General features: G+C 68.5%; 17 protein-coding genes. 3 read left to right on the forward strand and 14 right to left on the reverse strand.

Going from position 1 to position 18,435, the window contains the following annotated elements:
- Position 1 precedes the first annotated feature (1 nt).
- Positions 2 to 703, forward strand: coding sequence for a 50S ribosomal protein L1 (gene rplA / locus AC3WLD_RS01055; RefSeq protein ID WP_492555051.1), 702 nt, complete (start codon positions 2 to 4; stop codon positions 701 to 703).
- A gap of 65 nt (positions 704 to 768) precedes the next feature.
- Here rplA and AC3WLD_RS01060 read toward each other — a convergent pair whose 3' ends face one another.
- From AC3WLD_RS01060 to AC3WLD_RS01095, 8 genes are all read right to left on the reverse strand, one after another.
- The gene (locus AC3WLD_RS01060; protein ID WP_492555052.1) at positions 769 to 1,806 is read right to left on the reverse strand and encodes a sensor histidine kinase; all 1,038 of its coding nucleotides are present in this window, start codon (positions 1,804 to 1,806) and stop codon (positions 769 to 771) included.
- The gene (locus AC3WLD_RS01065) at positions 1,803 to 2,252 is read right to left on the reverse strand and encodes a response regulator (protein ID WP_492555053.1); all 450 of its coding nucleotides are present in this window, start codon (positions 2,250 to 2,252) and stop codon (positions 1,803 to 1,805) included. Before AC3WLD_RS01065 ends, AC3WLD_RS01060 begins: the two co-directional genes overlap by 4 nt.
- Entirely contained in the window at positions 2,245 to 3,735 is a 1,491-nt protein-coding gene (locus AC3WLD_RS01070) for a sensor histidine kinase (RefSeq protein ID WP_492555054.1), read from the reverse strand. Before AC3WLD_RS01070 ends, AC3WLD_RS01065 begins: the two co-directional genes overlap by 8 nt.
- Before the next feature lie 73 nt (positions 3,736 to 3,808).
- Entirely contained in the window at positions 3,809 to 4,354 is a 546-nt protein-coding gene (locus AC3WLD_RS01075; RefSeq protein WP_492555055.1) for a hypothetical protein, read from the reverse strand.
- Positions 4,351 to 5,040, reverse strand: a complete 690-nt coding sequence (locus AC3WLD_RS01080) for a peptidylprolyl isomerase (protein WP_492555056.1) — start codon at positions 5,038 to 5,040, stop codon at positions 4,351 to 4,353. The genes AC3WLD_RS01075 and AC3WLD_RS01080 overlap by 4 nt, the downstream gene beginning before the upstream one ends.
- Positions 5,040 to 5,801, reverse strand: a complete 762-nt coding sequence (locus tag AC3WLD_RS01085) for a competence/damage-inducible protein A (RefSeq protein ID WP_492555057.1) — start codon at positions 5,799 to 5,801, stop codon at positions 5,040 to 5,042. The genes AC3WLD_RS01080 and AC3WLD_RS01085 overlap by 1 nt, the downstream gene beginning before the upstream one ends.
- Positions 5,802 to 5,845: 44 nt before the next feature.
- Complete coding sequence (locus AC3WLD_RS01090; RefSeq protein WP_492555058.1) at positions 5,846 to 6,283, reverse strand: hypothetical protein; 438 nt, start codon at positions 6,281 to 6,283, stop codon at positions 5,846 to 5,848.
- A complete protein-coding gene (locus AC3WLD_RS01095; RefSeq protein ID WP_492555059.1) occupies positions 6,280 to 7,785 on the reverse strand; it encodes a flavin-containing monooxygenase in 1,506 nt (501 codons plus the stop codon). Before AC3WLD_RS01095 ends, AC3WLD_RS01090 begins: the two co-directional genes overlap by 4 nt.
- A gap of 107 nt (positions 7,786 to 7,892) precedes the next feature.
- On the opposite strand from AC3WLD_RS01095, the gene AC3WLD_RS01100 reads away from it, so the two are divergent.
- Positions 7,893 to 8,867 carry a magnesium and cobalt transport protein CorA gene (locus AC3WLD_RS01100; RefSeq protein ID WP_492555060.1) on the forward strand — a complete coding sequence of 325 codons (975 nt, stop codon included), beginning with the start codon at positions 7,893 to 7,895 and terminating at the stop codon, positions 8,865 to 8,867.
- 77 nt (positions 8,868 to 8,944) lie between these two features.
- On the forward strand, positions 8,945 to 10,555 hold the full coding sequence (locus AC3WLD_RS01105; RefSeq protein WP_492555061.1) for a M20/M25/M40 family metallo-hydrolase: 1,611 nt from the start codon (positions 8,945 to 8,947) through the stop codon (positions 10,553 to 10,555).
- Between the two features lie 961 nt (positions 10,556 to 11,516).
- On the opposite strand, the gene AC3WLD_RS01110 is transcribed toward AC3WLD_RS01105, so the two are convergent.
- The 6 genes from AC3WLD_RS01110 to AC3WLD_RS01135 all read right to left on the reverse strand — a co-directional run bounded on the left by AC3WLD_RS01110 (position 11,517) and on the right by AC3WLD_RS01135 (position 18,392).
- Positions 11,517 to 12,320 (reverse strand): DsbA family protein, encoded by an 804-nt coding sequence (locus AC3WLD_RS01110; RefSeq protein WP_492555062.1) that lies wholly within the window; start codon positions 12,318 to 12,320, stop codon positions 11,517 to 11,519.
- 11 nt (positions 12,321 to 12,331) lie between these two features.
- Positions 12,332 to 13,702, reverse strand: coding sequence for a M48 family metalloprotease (locus AC3WLD_RS01115; protein WP_492555063.1), 1,371 nt, complete (start codon positions 13,700 to 13,702; stop codon positions 12,332 to 12,334).
- Complete coding sequence (locus AC3WLD_RS01120) at positions 13,699 to 14,646, reverse strand: alpha/beta hydrolase (protein WP_492555064.1); 948 nt, start codon at positions 14,644 to 14,646, stop codon at positions 13,699 to 13,701. Before AC3WLD_RS01120 ends, AC3WLD_RS01115 begins: the two co-directional genes overlap by 4 nt.
- Positions 14,647 to 14,810: 164 nt before the next feature.
- A complete protein-coding gene (locus AC3WLD_RS01125; protein WP_492555065.1) occupies positions 14,811 to 16,163 on the reverse strand; it encodes a PAS domain-containing protein in 1,353 nt (450 codons plus the stop codon).
- Between the two features lie 83 nt (positions 16,164 to 16,246).
- The gene (locus tag AC3WLD_RS01130; protein WP_492555066.1) at positions 16,247 to 17,125 is read right to left on the reverse strand and encodes an HpcH/HpaI aldolase/citrate lyase family protein; all 879 of its coding nucleotides are present in this window, start codon (positions 17,123 to 17,125) and stop codon (positions 16,247 to 16,249) included.
- A complete protein-coding gene (locus AC3WLD_RS01135) occupies positions 17,112 to 18,392 on the reverse strand; it encodes an MFS transporter (protein WP_492555067.1) in 1,281 nt (426 codons plus the stop codon). The genes AC3WLD_RS01130 and AC3WLD_RS01135 overlap by 14 nt, the downstream gene beginning before the upstream one ends.
- Positions 18,393 to 18,435: the final 43 nt, after the last annotated feature.

The following is an 18,435-nucleotide window of genomic DNA, read 5'->3' on the forward strand; positions in this document are numbered from 1 at the left end:
CATGGCAAAGCAGACCAAGAAGCAGAAGGCCCTCGTCGAAAAGCTGGGCGACAACCAGAAGCTGTACGGCGTCGATGACGCGATCCAGCTCCTGAAGGACCTCCAGAGCGCCAAGTTCGACCAGACCCTTGAGGTTTCGCTGAACCTCGGCGTCGATCCGCGCCACGCCGACCAGATGGTCCGCGGCATGGTCACCCTGCCCTCGGGCACCGGCAAGGACGTCAAGGTCGCGGTCTTCGCGCGCGGCGACAAGGCCGAAGCCGCTCTCGCCGCCGGGGCCGACAAGGTCGGTGCCGAGGACCTGCTCGAAGACATGCAGGCCGGCAACCTCGACTACGGCCGCGTGATCGCGACGCCCGACATGATGGGCATCGTCGGCCGCCTCGGCAAGGTGCTGGGCCCCAAGGGCCTGATGCCGAACCCGAAGCTGGGCACCGTTACCCCGAACGTCGCCGAAGCGGTCAAGGCGGCCAAGGGCGGCCAGATCGAGTTCCGCGTCGAGAAGGCCGGGATCATCCACGGCGGCATCGGCAAGCTCTCGTTCTCGAACGAGGCGCTGCGCGCCAACTTCGACGCGTTCGTGGACGCGATCGTCAAGGCGAAGCCCGCCGGCGCCAAGGGCAAGTACCTGCGCAAGGCCGGCCTGTCCTCGTCGATGGGCCCGGGCCTCAAGATCGACGTGGCGGAAGTCCACGGGGCGTAAGCACCGCGCTTCGGCTGAAAATCGAAAGGCCGGGAGGGGAAACCTTCCCGGCCTTTTCGTTGTGCCTATTCGCTGAAGCGCAAAACCACGCGTAGCCCCTTGGCGTGCGCCTTGTCGAATTCCGGGGTCGCGCCCAGCCCGCGGGCGAGGGCCTTGACCAGCTTGGTGCCGAGCCCGGTGCCTTTCGCCTCGCCCTCGCCGTTGATGCCGACGCCGTCGTCCTCGACCGCGAGGAGCAGGCCGTGTTCGCCCTCGCGCTCCAGCACGATGCGGACCTCGCCCGCGACATCGGCGGGGTAGGCGTACTTGCAGGCGTTGCCGGCGAGTTCGCAGACGATCATGCCCAGATTGACCGCGCGGTCGGTCTTGAGCGTGACGTCGGCGACCCTTGCGACGATTCGCCGCTCGCCCTGCGGTGTCGACCAGGTCTCGGCAAGGTCATGGGCGAGGCCCTCGAAGTAATCCTGCAGCGCGACCTGCTGGACATCGCCGGTCGAATAGAGGCGGCGGTTGACCTGCGCGATCGCGCCGATCCGCTGCTGGGTGGCGAGCAGGGCGTTGCGCGCCTCGCCTTCGGGAAGCGCCAGCGCCTGCATCCCGATGAACGCGATCGCCATCTGCAGGTTGTTGGCGACGCGGTGGTTGACCTCGCGCAGCAGCGCGGCGAGCCGGTCGTTGCTGGCGCGCAGCTCGGCCTCGGCGGAATCCTTGGCGCGCTGGAGGGCAACGTGCTCCAATGCCTGGCCGAACGCCGCCTCGAGCAGGTCGGGGAAGTCCTCGCCGACGTGCTTGACGACATAGTCCTCGGCCCCGGCGCGGATCGCCTGCATGGCGAGGCGGCCGTCGTCGGCGCCGGTGACATAGACCACCGGCGGACAGTCCGGCAGGGCGCGCAGCGCCGCCAGCGTGGCCAGCCCGTCCATCCCCGGCATGTGGTGGTCGACCGCGATCAGGTCGAACCCGCCGGCTTTCGCCAGCGCCACCCCTTCCGCGCCGTCGGCCGCCACGGTCACGGTGAAGCCCCGGCGGCCGAGCGTGCGCTCGACCAGCCGCCGCAGCCCGGCGTCGTCGTCGATGTAGAGAAGGCGGGGGCTTTCGCTCAAGCGCCGTCCTCGCCCAGGTCGGGCACCTGGATCACCGAGAGGAACAGGCCGAGCTGGCGGATCGCGTCGGCGAAGTTCTCGTAGTTGACCGGCTTGGTGATGTAGACGTTGCAGCCCATGTCATAGCAGCGCTGGATTTCCACCTTGTCGTCGGTGGTGGTCAGGACCACGACCGGCGTGCGGCGCAGCTTGTCGTCGCCCTTCACCTTGGCAAGGATGTCGATCCCGCTCATGTCCGGCAGGTTGAGGTCGAGCAGGATCAGTGCCGGGCCGTTGCGGGCCGGGCCATGCTCGTCCTCCCACAGGAACCGCAGCGCGCTGGTCCCGTCGGTGAAATGGTGGATCTTGTTGGAGATCCCGGCACGGCGGATGTTCTTCTCGATGAGCCGGGCATGGCCCTCGTCATCCTCGATCATCACGATATTGACGGCAACCTGGTCAGGCATCGGACACTCCGGTCTTGAATTCTCTGGGAAGGACGACGGTGAAGATCGAGCCTTCGCCGGGGGTGGATTCGACGTCGATCAACCCGCCGAGACGATAGGCCAGTGCGCGCACGTGGGCGAGGCCGATGCCTTCGCCCGGCTGGTCCTGCGCGCCCGAACGGCGGAACAGGTCGAAAATGCGCTCGTGGTCGCGCGCCTCGATCCCGCGGCCGTTGTCGGCGACGGACAAGTGCACACGGTCGCCCACCTCCTGCGCGGTCACGGCAATCCGGCCAGGCCGCCCGGGCTGGAGATACTTGAGCGCGTTCTCGACGAGGTTGGAAACGATCTGCTCCACGGCGAGCCGGTCGGTGAAAATGGTCGGCATCGGCCCGATCGTGATCTCGGTCCCGGTTTCCTGGATGCGGTGCTGGAGGCTCTCGACCACACCCTCGGCCACGTCCTCCAGCCTGACCTGCGCCGGGGCGAGGTTGCGCCGCCCCTCGCGCGAAAGGCGGAGGATCGCGTTGATCAGCCGGTCCATCTTCTGGGTCGAGCTGCGGATGAAGCCGATCGATTCGGGCAGGTCCTCGCTCACCGCCAGACGCACCGGTTCGGGCGGGGCCTCGTCCTGCGCCTCGAAATGGCGGGCGATGGTGTCGCGCGCGGCGTCGAGTTCGGCGGTGAAGCCCATCACGTTGACCAGCGGCGAGCGCAGGTCATGGCTGACGATGTAGGCGAAGCGCTGGATCTCGGCGTTGGCGCGCTGGAGTTCCGCGGTCCGCGCATCGACCAGCCCTTCGAGCTGGGTGTTCAGCACGCGCAGCTCGCGACGCGATTCGTTGATTTCGCGCAGGTTGCGGCGGATCAGGACGAGCGTGACCACGGCAGTCAGCACGATCAGCACGCCGGCCCCGGCCAGTACCGCATAGAACAGGGCGAGGTTCGCGTCCTGGACCCGGCTGCGCATCGCCAGCAGGCGCTCTTCCTCGGCGAGGATTTCGTCGGTGATCTGGCGAATCGCACGGACCGCCCGGACCCCGCGATCCGAGTTGAAACCGGCGATGACAGCGGCGCGCTCCTCCCCGAGCGTCGTCAGCGAGTATTCGGCGTGGCTACGGTATTCGGCGAGCAGGGAAGCGACCCTTGACGCGCGCGCCTGCTGGCCAGGATTGTCGTCGGTGAGCCGCTTGACCTTCTCCATATCGCGCGCGGCCTGGTCGCCGGACGAACGGAAGATCGACGCGAAGACCGGATCGGGACTGAGCAGTGCGCCGCGCCGCGCCGTCTCGGTGCGTTCGAGGACCTTGGCGAAGCGATTGACGCTCGTCTCGACGTCGAAGGTATGCTCGACCATCGCCGCATCGTGCTCGATCTGGCGCTGCACGAACAGCGCGGCCACCGCCGCCGCGATCAGCGCGACGAATCCCAGCCCGAGCAACGCCAGCACAATCCTGTTGGTGCGTGCGTCGCGGCCGAAAGCGTAGGTCGGCGTATTCGGCATGATCTGTCAGAGGTTCCCCGGTCCAACTGCTCGCAACGGCCCAGCGGACGGAAGGTTCCCGGCCCGCTTGATTTTATCGTCGCGCCAGGTTTGCGCGGGTGTAGCACTCCTGCACCCAGGCGATCGCCCGGCCATCGGGCAGGCGCAGCACGCCGCGGTGCGACAGGATGGTCCCGGCCGGGCAGCCCGGGAGCGTCCCGCGTGTCTCGGCCAGCCGCTCGCGGCGGAAACCGAGCGGAGCGACGACCCTGCCGAACGGTACGTTGGTCTGGCTGAGCGCCGCGTTCATCTCAGGGGTCAGGCGCGCCGGCACGTACCAGTTGCGGGCATCGGACAGCACCGTCTCCCCGCAAGCCAGGCGGACATGGCGATAGCCGAGCGGCTCGCCCGCCTGCACGCCGAGCGCCGCAAGAACGTCAGGACCTGCGGCGACCTCGTCGCCCACGACCGGCCATGCGGCGATGGTCGGCGGGTCGGCGATCCCCCGTGCCTCGCACCATTCGCCCAGCGCGGCGGTGGCACTCGGCTGGCGGGCCAGTGTCGCGCGGAAATCCGCGAGCCCCGGCGGGACACAGCCTCCCAGCACCAGCGCGAGCGCGGTGACGAGGCGCGCCGTCACGAAGCGGGGGCGGCGGGCGCTGCGGGGACCGAAGGCACGTCGATCCGCCGGGCCGTGAGGATCTTCACCGGTTTCGCCAGCATCTGTCCGCGCATCACGCCCTCCCCCTCGGTCGGGGAAATCGGCGAATCGTAGATCGCGCGCACCACCTCCATGCCCGAAACAACCCGGCCGAACGCGGCATAGCCGGCCTGCAGTTCGGGTTCGGTCGCAGCGGGATCGGCATCGAGCCCCGGCTGGTCGGACAGCATGATCGAGAAATCGCCGGTCGCCGTCCCCGGGGCGTAACGCGCCATCGACAGGGTGCCCGCCTTGTGGAGGATCCCGGTCACGCTGGTCGGTTCATGCGCGATGGGCTTGAAGTTGCGCCTGGGGTCGCCGCGCGTGCCGGCCTGGATCAGGCCATTGGGCTCGGCACCCCACGGCAGGTGCATGGCGCGGTAGAACGTGATCCCGTCGAACCGGCCCCCATCGACATAGCGGATGAAGTTGGTGCCGGTGATCGGCGCGTGCTTGACGTCAATCAGGGCGATGATCTCGCCCAGCTCGGTCTTGAAGACGACATATTCGGTCTCGCCGATCGGCTTAGGCGGCGGCAACGGAGCCGCGCGCTTCTTCTTCGGCGCGGCGGCGACCAGTGCGGCGGCCATTGGCGCCAGCAGCGCGAGGCGGCGGGTGAAGCGCATCAGATGCCGCCCGGGACCGGGAACCGGCCCACCGCGGCGAGGCCATCCTCGAGCGCCTTGGCGCAAGCCGCGAGGTCGTCCGCGCTCGTCGATCGGATCACGAAGTTCGCGCCGACCTTGCCCTCGCGGAAGAACGGATAACTGCCGATCTGGCAGCCTTCATGCGCCTTTTCGGTCACGGCCAGCAGGTCTGCGATCTCGCTTTCGGGCACCCAGCAGCCGATCGTCGCGGAAAGGAGCGGCAACCCGCCCTCGAGCGTGCCGGTGAGGCCGTCGAGCATCTGCGCGGTGATGTGGGGGACGCCGGCCATCAGGAACACGTTGTCGATGCGAATCCCCGGTGCGCCCGACAGGCGGTTCTCGATCAGGTCCGCGCCGTCGGGCACCCGCGCCATGCGCAGGCGCGCCTCGGTCAACCCGCCGCGGCTGGCGTACCAGCCTTCGAGCATGGCGCGCGCCTTGGGATGGACCACGACGCCCAGGCCCATCGCCTTGGCCACCGCATCGACGGTGATGTCGTCGTGCGTCGGCCCGATCCCGCCGGTGGTGAACAGGTAATCGTTGCGGGCGCGCAGCGCGTTCACCGCCTCGACGATCGCGTCCTCGACATCGGGCACGACGCGGACCTCGCGCAGGCGGATGCCTTGCACGCCCAGCCAGGTCGCGACCTGGGCGATGTTCTTGTCATGCGTGCGGCCCGACAGGATTTCGTCGCCGACGACGATGAGGGCGGCGGTCCAGATGCGCGATTCGTCCGTCATGGCCACAGCAGATAACCGCCAGCGGCCGCATGGCAAGGCGCAGATCAGTTTCCGGTCGTCGGCGATCCGGCGATGCTGAACATGAGCTCAACCGAGACGCCGACATGATGGGCCGGCGAGCCGCTCTGTTCGATTTCAACCTGCAGCGCGCCGCTGCGGATCACCGTCGGACCCAGTCGCCAACCCTCCCCCGCGCCGCGGCGAACGACCGCATCCGGCAGGCACGCCGTAATCGCCTCGGCGAGGCTGTCGCGGCGGACACCGTCGGGCGCGAGGGACATGGTGCACCACCACGTTCCGATCCCCGATGTCGTGCAGTAAAGCGGCGAAACTTTTGGAGCGCCGCCCGCAGCGAGCAATGCGGCAAATGCCGAAGGATCCGTCGCCGCATCGCGCAGCGCGACAAGCTGCGGGCAGTCGATTTCAGGCTTCAGGTCCCGGTACTCCGCGGCCCCGAGGAACAGCGCCGCCAGGACGCTCATTCCGCCGCCTCCATCAGCGCCGCCGCCTGCGGCTCGGCCTGGCCGAAGCGCATCAGGCCGTCGTCGACCGGATCGGCCTTCAGCCAGGCCTTGTCCTTCACGTACTCCTGGCTGAGCCGCCACGGGTTGGTCTTCGCGCTCTTGGGCATCATGTGCCTGGAGCGCTGGATATAGCCCGAGGAGAAGTCGAAGATGTCGTCCTCCTCCGGCTCGCTGCCCGGCGCGAGAAACGGCGTGGCGACGGTCGCGCCCTTGGCCTTCATCGTGTTCAGAAGGCGGCAGACATAGTCCGAAACGATGTCCGCGCGCAGCGTCCAGCTGGCGTTGAGATAACCGAACACCTGCGCGAGGTTGGGCACGTTCGAGAACATCGCGCCCTTGTAATAGAATCGCTCGGCGAGGTTCACCGGTGCGCCATCCATCGACAGAGCGATCTTGCCGGCGACCGCCAGCGCCAGGCCGGTCGCGGTGACGATCACGTCGGCGTCGAGATGGCGGCCATCCTTGAGCACGATGCCGGTTTCGTCGAAGCGGTCGATGTGGCCGGTGACGATCTCCGCCTTCCCCGCCTTGATCGCCTCGAACATGTCGCCGTCGGGCACCAGGCACAGCCGCTGGTCCCACGGATCGTAGGGCGGAGTGAAGGTCGCCTCGTCATACTTGTCGCCAAGCGCGCCCTTGATCTTGTCGGTGAGATAGGCCTTCACCTTGTCCGGGTGGGACCGGGCCCGCTTGAACACGAGGTCCTGCAGGCGGACGTTCTTGAACCGGGTGATCGCGTAGGCGACCTTCTCAGGGAGGAACTTGCGCAGCGTGTTGGCGAACGCGTCCTTGGCCGGGCGGATCGCGTACCAGGTCGGCGTGCGCTGGAGCATAGTCACATGGGCGGCGGTCTTCGCCATCGCCGGTACGACCGTCACCGCGGTCGCGCCCGATCCGATCACCACGATCCGCTTGCCGGCATGGTCGAAGTCCTTCGGCCAGAACTGCGGGTGGAGGATTTCGCCCGTGAAGCTCTCGCGCCCGGCGAACCCGGCATCATAGGGATTGTCATAGTCGTAATAGCCGGCTCCGAGGTAGACGAAGCGCGCGGTCAGCCGCTGGTACTTGCCGTCCTTGCCCTCGATCGAGAGCGTCCACATCGCGGTGGCACTGTCCCAGTCGGCGGCGCCGACCTTGCTCGAAAAACGGATATGGTCGCGGATGCCGCGCTCATCGGCGATGCGGTTGAGGTAGTCGAGGATCGCGGGGCCATCGGCGATCGACTTCTCGTGTTTCCACGGCTCGAACACGAAGCCCAGCGTGTGCATGTCGCTGTCGGAGCGGATGCCGGGGTAGCGGAACAGGTCCCAGGTCCCGCCGATATTCTCGCGCCGGTCGAGGATCGCGTAACTGCGGTCGGGGCACTGCATCTCGAGGTGCGCGGCCATGCCGATGCCTGAAAGTCCCGCGCCGACGATCGCGACATCGACGTCCGGCTGCAGGTTTATGCTATCCATCATCCCGGTCTTCATTCTCGTTTTCGCCCTACTGACAAGAGTGTCAATTGGGTTACCCTGATTCGCCGCCGATTGCCAGCGCGCCCGCGCTTTGCCACTGTCGCGCCAGCATGACAGTCATCGCCGCCCGCCGCTACACCCTCGGAGTGCCCGGAGAGCACGCCATCAAGCTCGACGGATCGGTGCGGACCGAGAACGAGCCCCACAGCTTCGACTGGATCGGCCTGTGCGAGCCCGATGCCGCGGAAATGGAGCGGGTCCGCGTCCAGTACGGGCTCCATCCGCTGGCCGTCGAGGACGCGCTCAAGCCGACCCAGATGCCCAAGCTGGAGATCTACGGGAAGCACCTGTTCGTCGTCGCGCGCACCGCCGCGCTCGAGGAAGGCGACGTCATCGGCTATGGCCAGACCGCGGTGTTCCTCGGCAAGGACTTCGTCATCACCGTCCGCTTCGGCTCGACCCGCGCCCACAACGAACTGCGCCAGACGCTGGAGCGCGACGCCGAACGGCTGTGCGAAGGCGCCGACTACGTGCTCCACGCGGTGCTCGACTTCATCGTCGACGGCTACCTGCCGATCATGGAATCGCTCGAGGTCTCGGTCCAGGAAATGGAGGAAGGCGCGATCGACGTGTTCCCCGAACAGGACGTCATCCGCCGCATCTTCCGCCTGCGCCGCCAGCTCCGCCGCTTCCAGCGCATCGTCGGCCCGATGGAGGAGGTGTGCGAGCGGCTGGTGCAGGAGAACCTCCCCCACATCGACCCCGCCGCCCGCATCTGGTTCCGCGATGTGCTCGACCACGTCCGCCGGGTCCTGCGGCGGATGGACGGGCTGAAGGAAACGCTCGCCTCGATCGTCGAGACCGCGAGCCTGCTCGAACAGCACCGCCAGGGCGAGATGACCCGGTCGCTCGCCGCCTATGCCGCGATCCTCGCCGTGCCGACCGCCATTGCCGGGATATACGGAATGAACTTCGACAACCTGCCGGAGCTGCACTGGAAATACGGCTACTTCTTTGTCTGGGGTTTGATCCTGACCATCTGCGGGGGACTGTTCTGGCGGTTCAAGCGGATCGGGTGGCTCTAGCAAACCGGTTGCAATCGGAACCGCTTGCCGCAACACTCGCGCCCTGAACCAAAAGCCTTCAGGGGAGCATCCACACCATGACCCGTTCCATCTGGCTCGCCGGAGCCGCAGCCGTGCTGTTGTCCGCCGTCCCCGCCGCCGCCGGCCCGGCCGAGGATCGCGCCGTCGCGCAGGTCATCGACGAGGGCATGAACCGCAGCGAGGCGATGCTCACCGCGTCGGAGCTGATGGACCGGATCGGCCCGCGCCTGACCAATTCCGACGGCTACCAGAAGGCCGAGGACTGGGCGCTTGCCAAGTTCGCCGCGTATGGCCTCAAGAACGTCCACGCCGAGCCGTTCGAGTTCGGCCTGGGCTGGAACCTCAAGAGCCATTCGGCGCGGATGGTATCGCCCCGCCCGCTCGAGATGACCGCGATCCCGGTGGCGTGGTCGCCCGGGACCAATGGCCCGGTCCGCGCCGAAGTGGTGATCGCGCCGATGAGCGAGGATGCCCACTTCGATGCATGGCGCGGAAAGCTCGCCGGCAAGATCGTCCTCGTCTCGCTCCCCGGCACGCCGACCGAGCGCACCGATCCCACCTTCAAGCGCCTGAGCGACAGCGAGATCGCCGATCTCGACAAGTTCGACCAGCCGAGCTTCGATCCCGACAGCGCCGAGCTCCAGCTCAAGCGCTCGACCTTCCAGAACCGCCTCGCCGCGTTCCTGAAGGATGAAGGCGCGCTCGCCCTGGTCAAGCGCAGCTACCGCGACGGGATGCTGGTCCACGGCGAGGGTTATGCCTTCCAGCCCGGCCAGACACTGGCGGTGCCGGCGTTCGAACTGGCCGCCGAGGATTATCGCCGGCTGGTGCGGCTCGCGAAGACCGGTCCCGCGCCGGTGGTCGAACTTGCCGCCGATGCCAGCTTCGACAGCGCCGACCTGATGGCCCACAACATCATCGCCGAGATCCCGGGGACCGATCCCAAGGCCGGCTACGTGATGGCCGGCGCGCACTTCGATTCGTGGATCGCCGGCGACGGCGCGAGCGACAACGGCGCGGGAAGCGTCGCGGTGATCGAGGCGGCGCGGATCCTCTCCAGCCTCGGCGTGCGGCCGAAGCGGACGATCCGCTTCGCACTGTGGGCGGGCGAGGAGCAGGGCCTGCTGGGCTCCAAGGCCTATATCGAGAAGCACCTCGCGACGCGGCCGGTCGATCCCTCGCTCAAGGGCATGGAAAGCTACATCGCCTGGCGCAACGCCTTCCCGATTCGGCCGCTGCCCGAGCATGCGCAGCTCAAGGCCTACTTCAACATGGACAACGGTTCCGGCAAGTTCCGCGGCATCTATGCCGAAGGCAACATCGCCGCCGCCCCGCTGCTGCGCGAATGGCTCTCCCCCTTCGCTGCCATGGGCGCCGGCAAGGTGGTGACCAAGAAGACCGGCGGCACCGACCACGTCTACATGCAGGCGATCGGGCTGCCGGGCTATCAGTTCATCCAGGACCCGCTCGACTATTCGACGCAGGTCCACCACTCGAACCTCGACACGGTCGACCACATGCGCGCCGACGACATGCGCCAGGCCTCGGTGATCCTGGCCGGGATGCTGCTGCAGGCGGCGAACAGCGACAAGGAACTGCCGCGCATGCCGCTGCCGACCCAGCCCGACGCGACCGACCCGTTCAAGGTGCGCGATCCGGACCAGTGAGGCAGGGGGGTCGCGCGAAGGCGCAAAGGCGTTGCGCCCGTCCTTACCGTCACCCCGACCTCGATCCGGGGTCCGGTTTTTCGGGATTCGCGCAGAGTCTCTAAAAAGAAAGGAGGGTTCACGCGGAGACGCGGAGACGCGGAGATGCAGCGCCACCGGCGAAGCCGGCTTCCCGCTCACACCTCGCGCTTGCCGTAGCGCCGGAATCATAGATGGGCCTGTCGGCCCGGCGCACCATCCTTGCGCCTTCTTCCCCTTCGCGCCTTTGCGCGACCCCTCTTCTTCTTCTCCGCGTCTCCGCGTCTCCGCGCGAAACAATCTTTCCAACACTCCGCCGAAACGGAGCAAGTTGTTGGATACATGTAGGATTTGAACTCCTAGCCCCGACGAATCGGATCGGGAGCGGGCTTGGCCGGCCCAGCCTCGTTCCTTCGCTGGCAACAGCGACGCGGCCGGCGCGGCGGCGGGTGAGAACGGGGCGCTGACCTTAAGCCCTCGCGAGGCCCCCAGCGCCAAGCCCGGATGACGGGATGGGCGGTGCTCAAGTCTCCCCATCATGGCGCGGCACAGTCAGCCGCGAGGGCGTCGTTTCGTTCGCGAGCCTGCGAGCGATGCCCCGGCCCGTCGTCCTCACAGGCCGAGCGCACCGGGCGTCTGCTCCCCTTGCGCCGTTCGCAACGCGTACAGACACCGCCCCTCCCGCGGCACATGGCGCCGCGGCCGGCCGCGCGATTCGATGTTTCAGTTCCAGCGTAACGTCCGGGGTCGCTGCCGGATGATGGGTTGTGATTTGCTGGCAGGCCCACCCCCCGACCCGCTGTTCGCTTCGCGAACGCCTGCGGCTCCCCGCATGCGGGAGGGGGAGATTCAAGGCCTACCTCCCGGCTAGCGCGACCAGTTCCACTCCCGCAGGCGGGAGGGGTTAGGGGTGGGCATACCGCCAACAGCGGTTAGGTGCCCCCTACCCCTTCCGTGCCGCCGCAATCGCCTCGGCCAGTTCCGCCTTGCCGACCGCGCCGTGGATCAGGCGGTCGCCGATCACCCATGCCGGCGTACCGCTGATCCCCAGCCGGCGGGCGAGGTCGAGGTTGCGGGCGAGTTCCTGATCGGTTTCGGGGCGGACGACGAAGGCGTTGGCCGCGGCCATGTCGACCCCGGCGGCGGTGGCAGCAGCGGCGATGCTCTTCGGATTGGGCGTCTCGCCCGCGAACATCGCCTTGTGGAACGCCGGGTACTTGCCCTGCGTTGCGGCGGCGAGCGACATCTTGGCGGCGGGCGCGCTCTGCGGCGAGATGATCGGCAGTTCGCGCACGACCACGCGCAAGTCGGGATTGGCAGCGATCAGCGCCTCGAGGTCGGCGACGCTGCGGCGGCAGTAGGTGCAGGCGAAATCGGTGAACTCGACCAGCGTGACCTTGCCGTTCGGATTGCCGAGCACCGCGCCGGGGAACGGTGCTTCCAGCGCACCGCGCAAGGGCGCGATGGCGTTCGCCGCCTGCTTCTGCTCCAGCCGGTCGACCGCTTCGGGGATGATTTCGGGGTGCTCGAGGATATAGGCGCGAACTAAGCCTTCGATCGCGGCACGCTCGCGCCCGTCGATCCCGGCGGCGGCGAGATCGTTGTCGAGCGCCGCGTCGCCGCTCTCCGCAGCGGTCCGGCGGCTTTCCCACCACCAGCCGCCAAGCGCCCCGGCGACCAGCAGCACCACCGCAAGGATCAGGAAGGCGCGGTTGCTGCGCGGGCGAGCGGTGTCGTCGGATGCCATCGCCGGACGCGCTACTTCTTCTTCTCGCTGCGCTCAATCTCCGCACGCGCCGACATCGCGATATCCTGCGCGCGCAGCCAGTCGGGCGAGCCCTTGGGCAACCCCTGCTCGGCGGCTTCGGCGCTGCGCATCGCCTCGGGCAGCTGGTAGCTCATCAGCTGCTGCTCGGCGCTGGCGAGGCGGGCGCGAGGAAGATCGCCGCGCGCTTCATAGACCACGCCGAGCTGGTACCACGCGAACGGGTTGTCCCTGTCGCGCGCCACCGCGGTCTTGAGCACGGTCTCGGCCTCGGCAAAGTTGGCCTTGTCCTCGCTGGCGATCAGCGCGTGGCCGAAGGTCGTCGCGATCAACGGTTCATTGCGGCTGAGCGCGGTCGCCTTGCGCAGCGGCGCAATGGCCTCGTCGACCTTTCCCGATTCGAGCAGGACCTGTCCTTCAAGCTCGAGGAAGTACGGGTTGTCCGGATCGGACTTGAGCAGCGCGTCGGTTTCGGCCAGCGCCTTGTCCATCAGCGCTTCCTTGTGGAAGGCATAGGCGCGGGCGTACCGCGCGGGCACGTCGGTCATGTACTCGGGATAGGCGCGCAAGGTGTCTTCCGGCTCGGCGAGGTAGCCATAGAGCTTGGCCTTGACCCGCTGGAAGCGCGCCTCGAACGCGGCATCGCGCGGGGTGTTCCACGCAGGGTCCGCCTCGTAGGTGTCCTGCAGCGTGGTCAGGCGATCGGCCGTCATCGGGTGGCTGGAATAGAATTCGCTGTCGGCGTCGCGCTTGAAGCCATAGCGGAACTCGAGGTTCTGCAGCTTCTTGAAGAATTCGAGGCTGCCGCGCCCGCTCATACCGGCCTTCGAAAGGAACTGCGCGCCGGCCGCATCCGCGGTCGATTCCTGTGCCCGGCTGAAGGCGAGAAACTTGCCGAGCGCCGCCTGCTGGCCCGCCCCGATGATCCCCATCGCCGCGTCGGGTGCCCCCGCCGCAGCCGCGGCGACGCCGAGCAGAAGCGAAAGCAGGGTGATGCCGGTGGCAGGCTTCAGCCCCTCGTTGAAGCGGGTGACGTGGCCGCCGGTGATATGGCCAAGCTCGTGGGCGATAACGCCCTGGACCTCGTCGACGTGATCCGCCGCGCCGATCAGCCCCGAATGGATGTAGATCGCCTGCCCGCCGGCGACGAACGCGTTGATCGAGCCATCGTTGACGAGGATGATGTCGACGTTGCGCGGCTCGAGCCCCGCCGCCTTGATCAGCGGCGCGGAGATGTCGCGCAGCAGGGCTTCGGTTTCGGCGTCGCGGAGGATCGACTGGGCCGCGGCCTGCTGGACGGTCAGCGACAGCGCGGCAATGACCGCGAGGAGCCGGGCGAAAAGGCGATAAGGGCGGCGCGTCACGCGGCAGGCTTTGCCGCCGGGGGCTGAACCTGTGCTGAAGCCGCACCGCCGGTAACCTTCCGCAGGAACGGCAGCACCGCGTCGAGCACCCGCGCATCGCGCCGCGCGAAGGGCTGGGCAAGGTTCATCAGGATGGACGAATGGTCCATCCCGGTGAACACCTGGGCCTTGGTCGGCGCGCCCGCGGCGGTCATCGCCTTGGCCAGGGCGAGCGAGTTGCGCGGCTTGACCGTGGTGTCGGAGTCGCCGGTCAGCAGGAGCAAGGCCGGAGCATCGCGGCGCACATAATTGAGTGGCTGGGTTGCCCCCGGATCCTTCGCCTGGCCGAAGCTGGCGATCGTCGCGGGCGAGGTGAACGGCGCGAAGTCATAGGGTCCGGCCAGCCCGACGACGCCGCGGATGTCGTGGTCGGTCAGCCCGGCGCGCGCCTGCCACTCGCGGTCCAGCGCCAGCATCGCGATGTTGTAGGCGCCGGCCGAGTGGCCCATCAGCACGATCCGCGCCGGGTCCCCGCCGAAGCCCGCCGCATGGTCGCGCACCCAGCGCACCGCGGCGCCGGTGTCCTCGACCATTCCGGGGAAAACCGCGCGCGGGTAAAGCCGGTAGCCCGCCAGCACCACGGCATAGCCGTGCGGGGCCAGGGTGCGAGCGATGAAGCCGTAGTCGTCGGGATCGCCGCTCGCCCAGCTGCCGCCGTGAACGAAGACCACCACCGGCAGTGGACCGGGTGCGGGCCTGGCAGGGAGATAGACCCGCACCTTCTGCGCCGGGTCCGCGCCGTAGCGTGTCGCCTCGACCAGCCGCGCCTCGTCGCCCGAGCGGAAGCGCATGTCGGCCCAGTCGAGCACAGCCGGTGGATTGCGCCACACGGCATACCGATAGATCCCGTACAGCCCGATCGCGAGCGCAACCACGCCAGCCAGGGTCCAGCCGAGCCAGCCCATCCGTCGTCCTTTTCCCACCATGACCGGTCTCTTAGACCAAACGCGGGAAAATCTGAATCGTCATTGCAAGGCCGAATGCCGCTTCGGTCCAAGGTCCGCGCGGGGCGGCTGGATTGGGTCGTCGCAGCGTTCCTCGCAATGACGAGGGGAGTGCGAGTGCCCCGTCAGCCGACCAGTCGCCGCGCGGCGCGTTCGACTAGCGCGGGATCGCCGGTGACCTCGCCGAGCAGCGCGACCTCGCCCGAGGGCAGGCGGCGGGCGACGAGGAGGGTGATCTCCGAACCCTCGCGCGGAATTTCGGCGAACGGCAGCTGCGGCATCGTGCGAAGTTTCGCGGTGAGCGCTTCCGGCCCCTTGCGGCGGCTGGTCTTGCCCGATTCCTCGCGGCGCAGCTTGCGCTCCGACTGGACCACGCCCTTGAGCCCGCCCGGTGCGTCGGTCAGGTAGCGGCCGAGCGTCCCGCGCGCCAGCTTCATCCGCTGCGCATGGTTCAGCGCGGCGGCGTATTCGGTGAGGCGGGTCTTGTCGTAGTCCGCGCCGAACACGAGCTTGACCACCGGCGTCATCGGCGCGCGTTCCTGCGCCTTGAGGCCGGCCTCGGCGAGCAGGTCGGCGAATTCCTGGCGTGCGTCGGCGGCGGCGAGGGCGAAGTCCCACGCCCGGCCGATGGCGGCGTAAAGCGCGCTGCGGCTGCGGTCCTCGGCGGCGTGGGCGGCGCGGGCGAATTCGCGGGCGCTGGCCAGCCAGTCGGCCAGCGTGTGCGCCTCGGCGATGTCGAAGGGCTGGTCTGCCGCGGCCTCGACGTCGCTGCTGCCGAACACCGGCTGGGGGATCGCATATTCGCTGTCGGGCAGCGCTGTCCCGCCGATCGAGACCGGGCCATCGGCCCAGCTCGCCCCGACCGGCTCCGGCGCACGGGGCGCCGGCCGCGGCTCGAGAGCCTGGTCGAGACCGAGCAGCAGCTCGTCGGTGGTGTGCTGGTCGGCGAGTTCCTTCCAGTTGATCACGCCATAGATGTAGTCGATCGCATCGTCGTTCGAGGAGAACGGCAGCAGGATCCCGCGGTAGAGGATGGTCCGGCCACGCTGGTTTACGAACTCCGCCTCGAACCCGATCGGCGCCTGGTTGGCGATGATCTGCATGTAGTGGTCGGTGATCCGCGACAGCAGCGAGCGGCCGGGCACGTCGCTCAGCCGCTCGATCGGCCCGTTCGCCCCGCACTCGTCCGCCAGCTTGTCGCCGAGATAGGCGATCAGCGGATTCTCGATGCCGTGGGAGAAATCGAGCAGCACCGCATGCGGCGCAAAGTCGGGGAGGACTTCGCCGCGCAGGTCGTCGACCGCGGGGTAGTTGCGATTGCCGAGCAGGCCCGCCCAGAAGTTGTAGGCGCGCACCTGCATCCGGCGCTCGTCCTGGCCGACCGGCGAAGGCGGCGCTTCGACCACGCCGTCATCGAAATCGTCGCGCCCGGCGTCGTAGCCTTCGCGGTCTCCACCCAGTCCCCGGTACGTATCCATGGCGCGTCCTTGCGTCCCCCTGCGTTACGAGGGCCCTTCTGGCGCAACATGGTAAAGGAAGGCTTAAGTTGCGCTGGCACCGCTCAGCGGGCCGCGATCGCCTCCGCCCTGGCAAGCAGGGCGCGGGCCTGGGCCAAGTGGAGCAGCTCGACCATCTTGCCCGCGACCCGTAACGCGCCCCTCCCGGCATTGGCCGGATCGGCGAAGGCGGCGACGATCCCCTCGGCCTCCGCGACCTGCTCCGCCGTCGGCGCGAAGACGCGGTTGACCGGCTCGACCTGGCTGGGGTGGATCAGGGTCTTGCCGTCGAACCCGCCGCCTTGGGCCTGGACCGCTTCGGCTTCGACCCGCGCGGGATCGTCGATCGCGTTGCACACCCCGTCGAGGATCACGAGCCCGTGGGCGCGGGCGGCGAGCACCGCCATGGTCAGCACCGGCTGGAACGCGGCGCGGCCCGGTGCTTGCGCAATCCCGCTGTCCTTGGCGAGATCATTGAGGCCGAGGACGAACCCGGCGAGCCGCGTCGCCCCCGCCGTGGCCGCGATCGGTTCGAGCGCGAAGACCGCCCGCGGGGTTTCGATCATCACCCACAGCGCCACGTCCGCCGGGTAGCCCGCCGCGTCCATCGCCGCCGACAGCGCGGCGACGTCGTCCGGCGAATCAACCTTGGGCGCGAGGATCGCCTCGACCTTTGCGCCCGCCAGTGCAACGATGTCGTCTGCGCCCCACGGCGTCCCCAGCGCGTTGACCCGGGCGATCAGGCGGCGGTGGCCGAACCCGCCCGCAGCGCTTTCGGCGAGGATCGCCCCGCGTGCCTCTTCCTTCAGCTCCGGCGCGACCGCGTCTTCGAGGTCGAGAACCACCGCGTCGCAATCGAGCCCGCGCGCCTTCTCGATCGCGCGGCGGTTGCTGGCCGGCATGTAGAGCACGGAGCGCAAGGGGCGGGCGTCAGTCTCGGGCATTCGCGGGGGTCTCCACAGTGTCGATCCGCCCTTCCTCGCGCGTCGGCATCGGCGCGAGGAAGCGCAGCAGCAGGGTCAGGACCAGCCAACCGGAGGCGAGGTGCATCGCGGTCGGCAGGCTGGTGTAGTCGGCGGTCGCGCCCCAGGCATAGGCGCCGAGCGCCATCCCGCCGAAGGTGATCGCCTGGTAGATCGCCATGCAGCGCCCGAGGATCGCCTCGGGCGAGCGCAGCTGCATCGCGACGTTGAGGCTGGTCAGCGCCGCGATCCAGCCGATCCCGCCGAGGATCGCGCTAGGCAGCGCGAGCGCGAGGCTGCGGGCCTCGGCCATGCCGGAGATCGCGGCGATGAAGGCGATGGTCCCGGCGGTGACCACGTTCTCGCTGCCGAAGCGCTGGCGCAGCGCGCCGACGCGGAATGCGGCGAGGACCGAGCCGATGCCGAACACGCCGAGCATCAGGCCGTATGTGATCTCGTCGCCGCGCAGTAGGTCGCGGGCCGCGGACGGCAGCAGCGACTGATAGCCGGCCATGCCGAAGCCGAGCACCAGGCCCCGCCCCAGTACCTTGCGCAAGGGCGCGGAACGGGCGCAGTAGTCGAGCCCGGTCCGGATCGAGGCGAGCATCGGCTGGCGTGCGGGAGATGCCCCGACCTCGGGCCGCCAGCGCCACAGCACCACGATCATCCCGATGTAGCTGACCGCATTGAGTGCGAACGCCGCGGTCACGTTCCACAGCGAAATCAGCACGCCGCCCAGCGCCGGGCCAAGGCTGCGCGCAAGGTTGAACGAAACCGAATTGAGCGTGATCGCCTGCGGCAGGTCCTCGCGGGCGACCTGCGTCCGCACCGAGGCCTGCCACGCCGGGCCATTGAGCGCGGTACCGGCCCCGACTGCAAAGGTCAGCGCCAGCAGCGAGAGCGGGCCAAGCACATTCTCGTAGCTGAGCACCGCGAGCAGGGCGGAGACGACCAGCATCCCCGTCTGCGCGGCGAGCATCACCCGGCGGCGGTCGAAGTTGTCGGCGATCGCCCCGGCAAACAGGCCGAGCAGCATGATTGGCAGCGTGGTCGAGGCCTGGACCAGCGCGATCAGCTGGTGCGAGCGGGTCAGCTCGGTCATCAGCCACGCCGCGCCGACCGACTGGATCAGCGAGCCGAGATTGGAAAAGAGGTTGGCGATCCAGATCGCCCGGAACGCCGGGTAGCGGAACGGAGCCAGCGCGGAAAGGCGGACCGGTGCCTCGGCAATGGGCGGCGGGGAACTCACTCCCCCCGCCTAGGCTCCGGTTTGGGCCGCCGCAACCCTCCGG

The sequence above is a fragment of the Novosphingobium sp. FW305-C-111 genome, assembly GCF_058783565.1.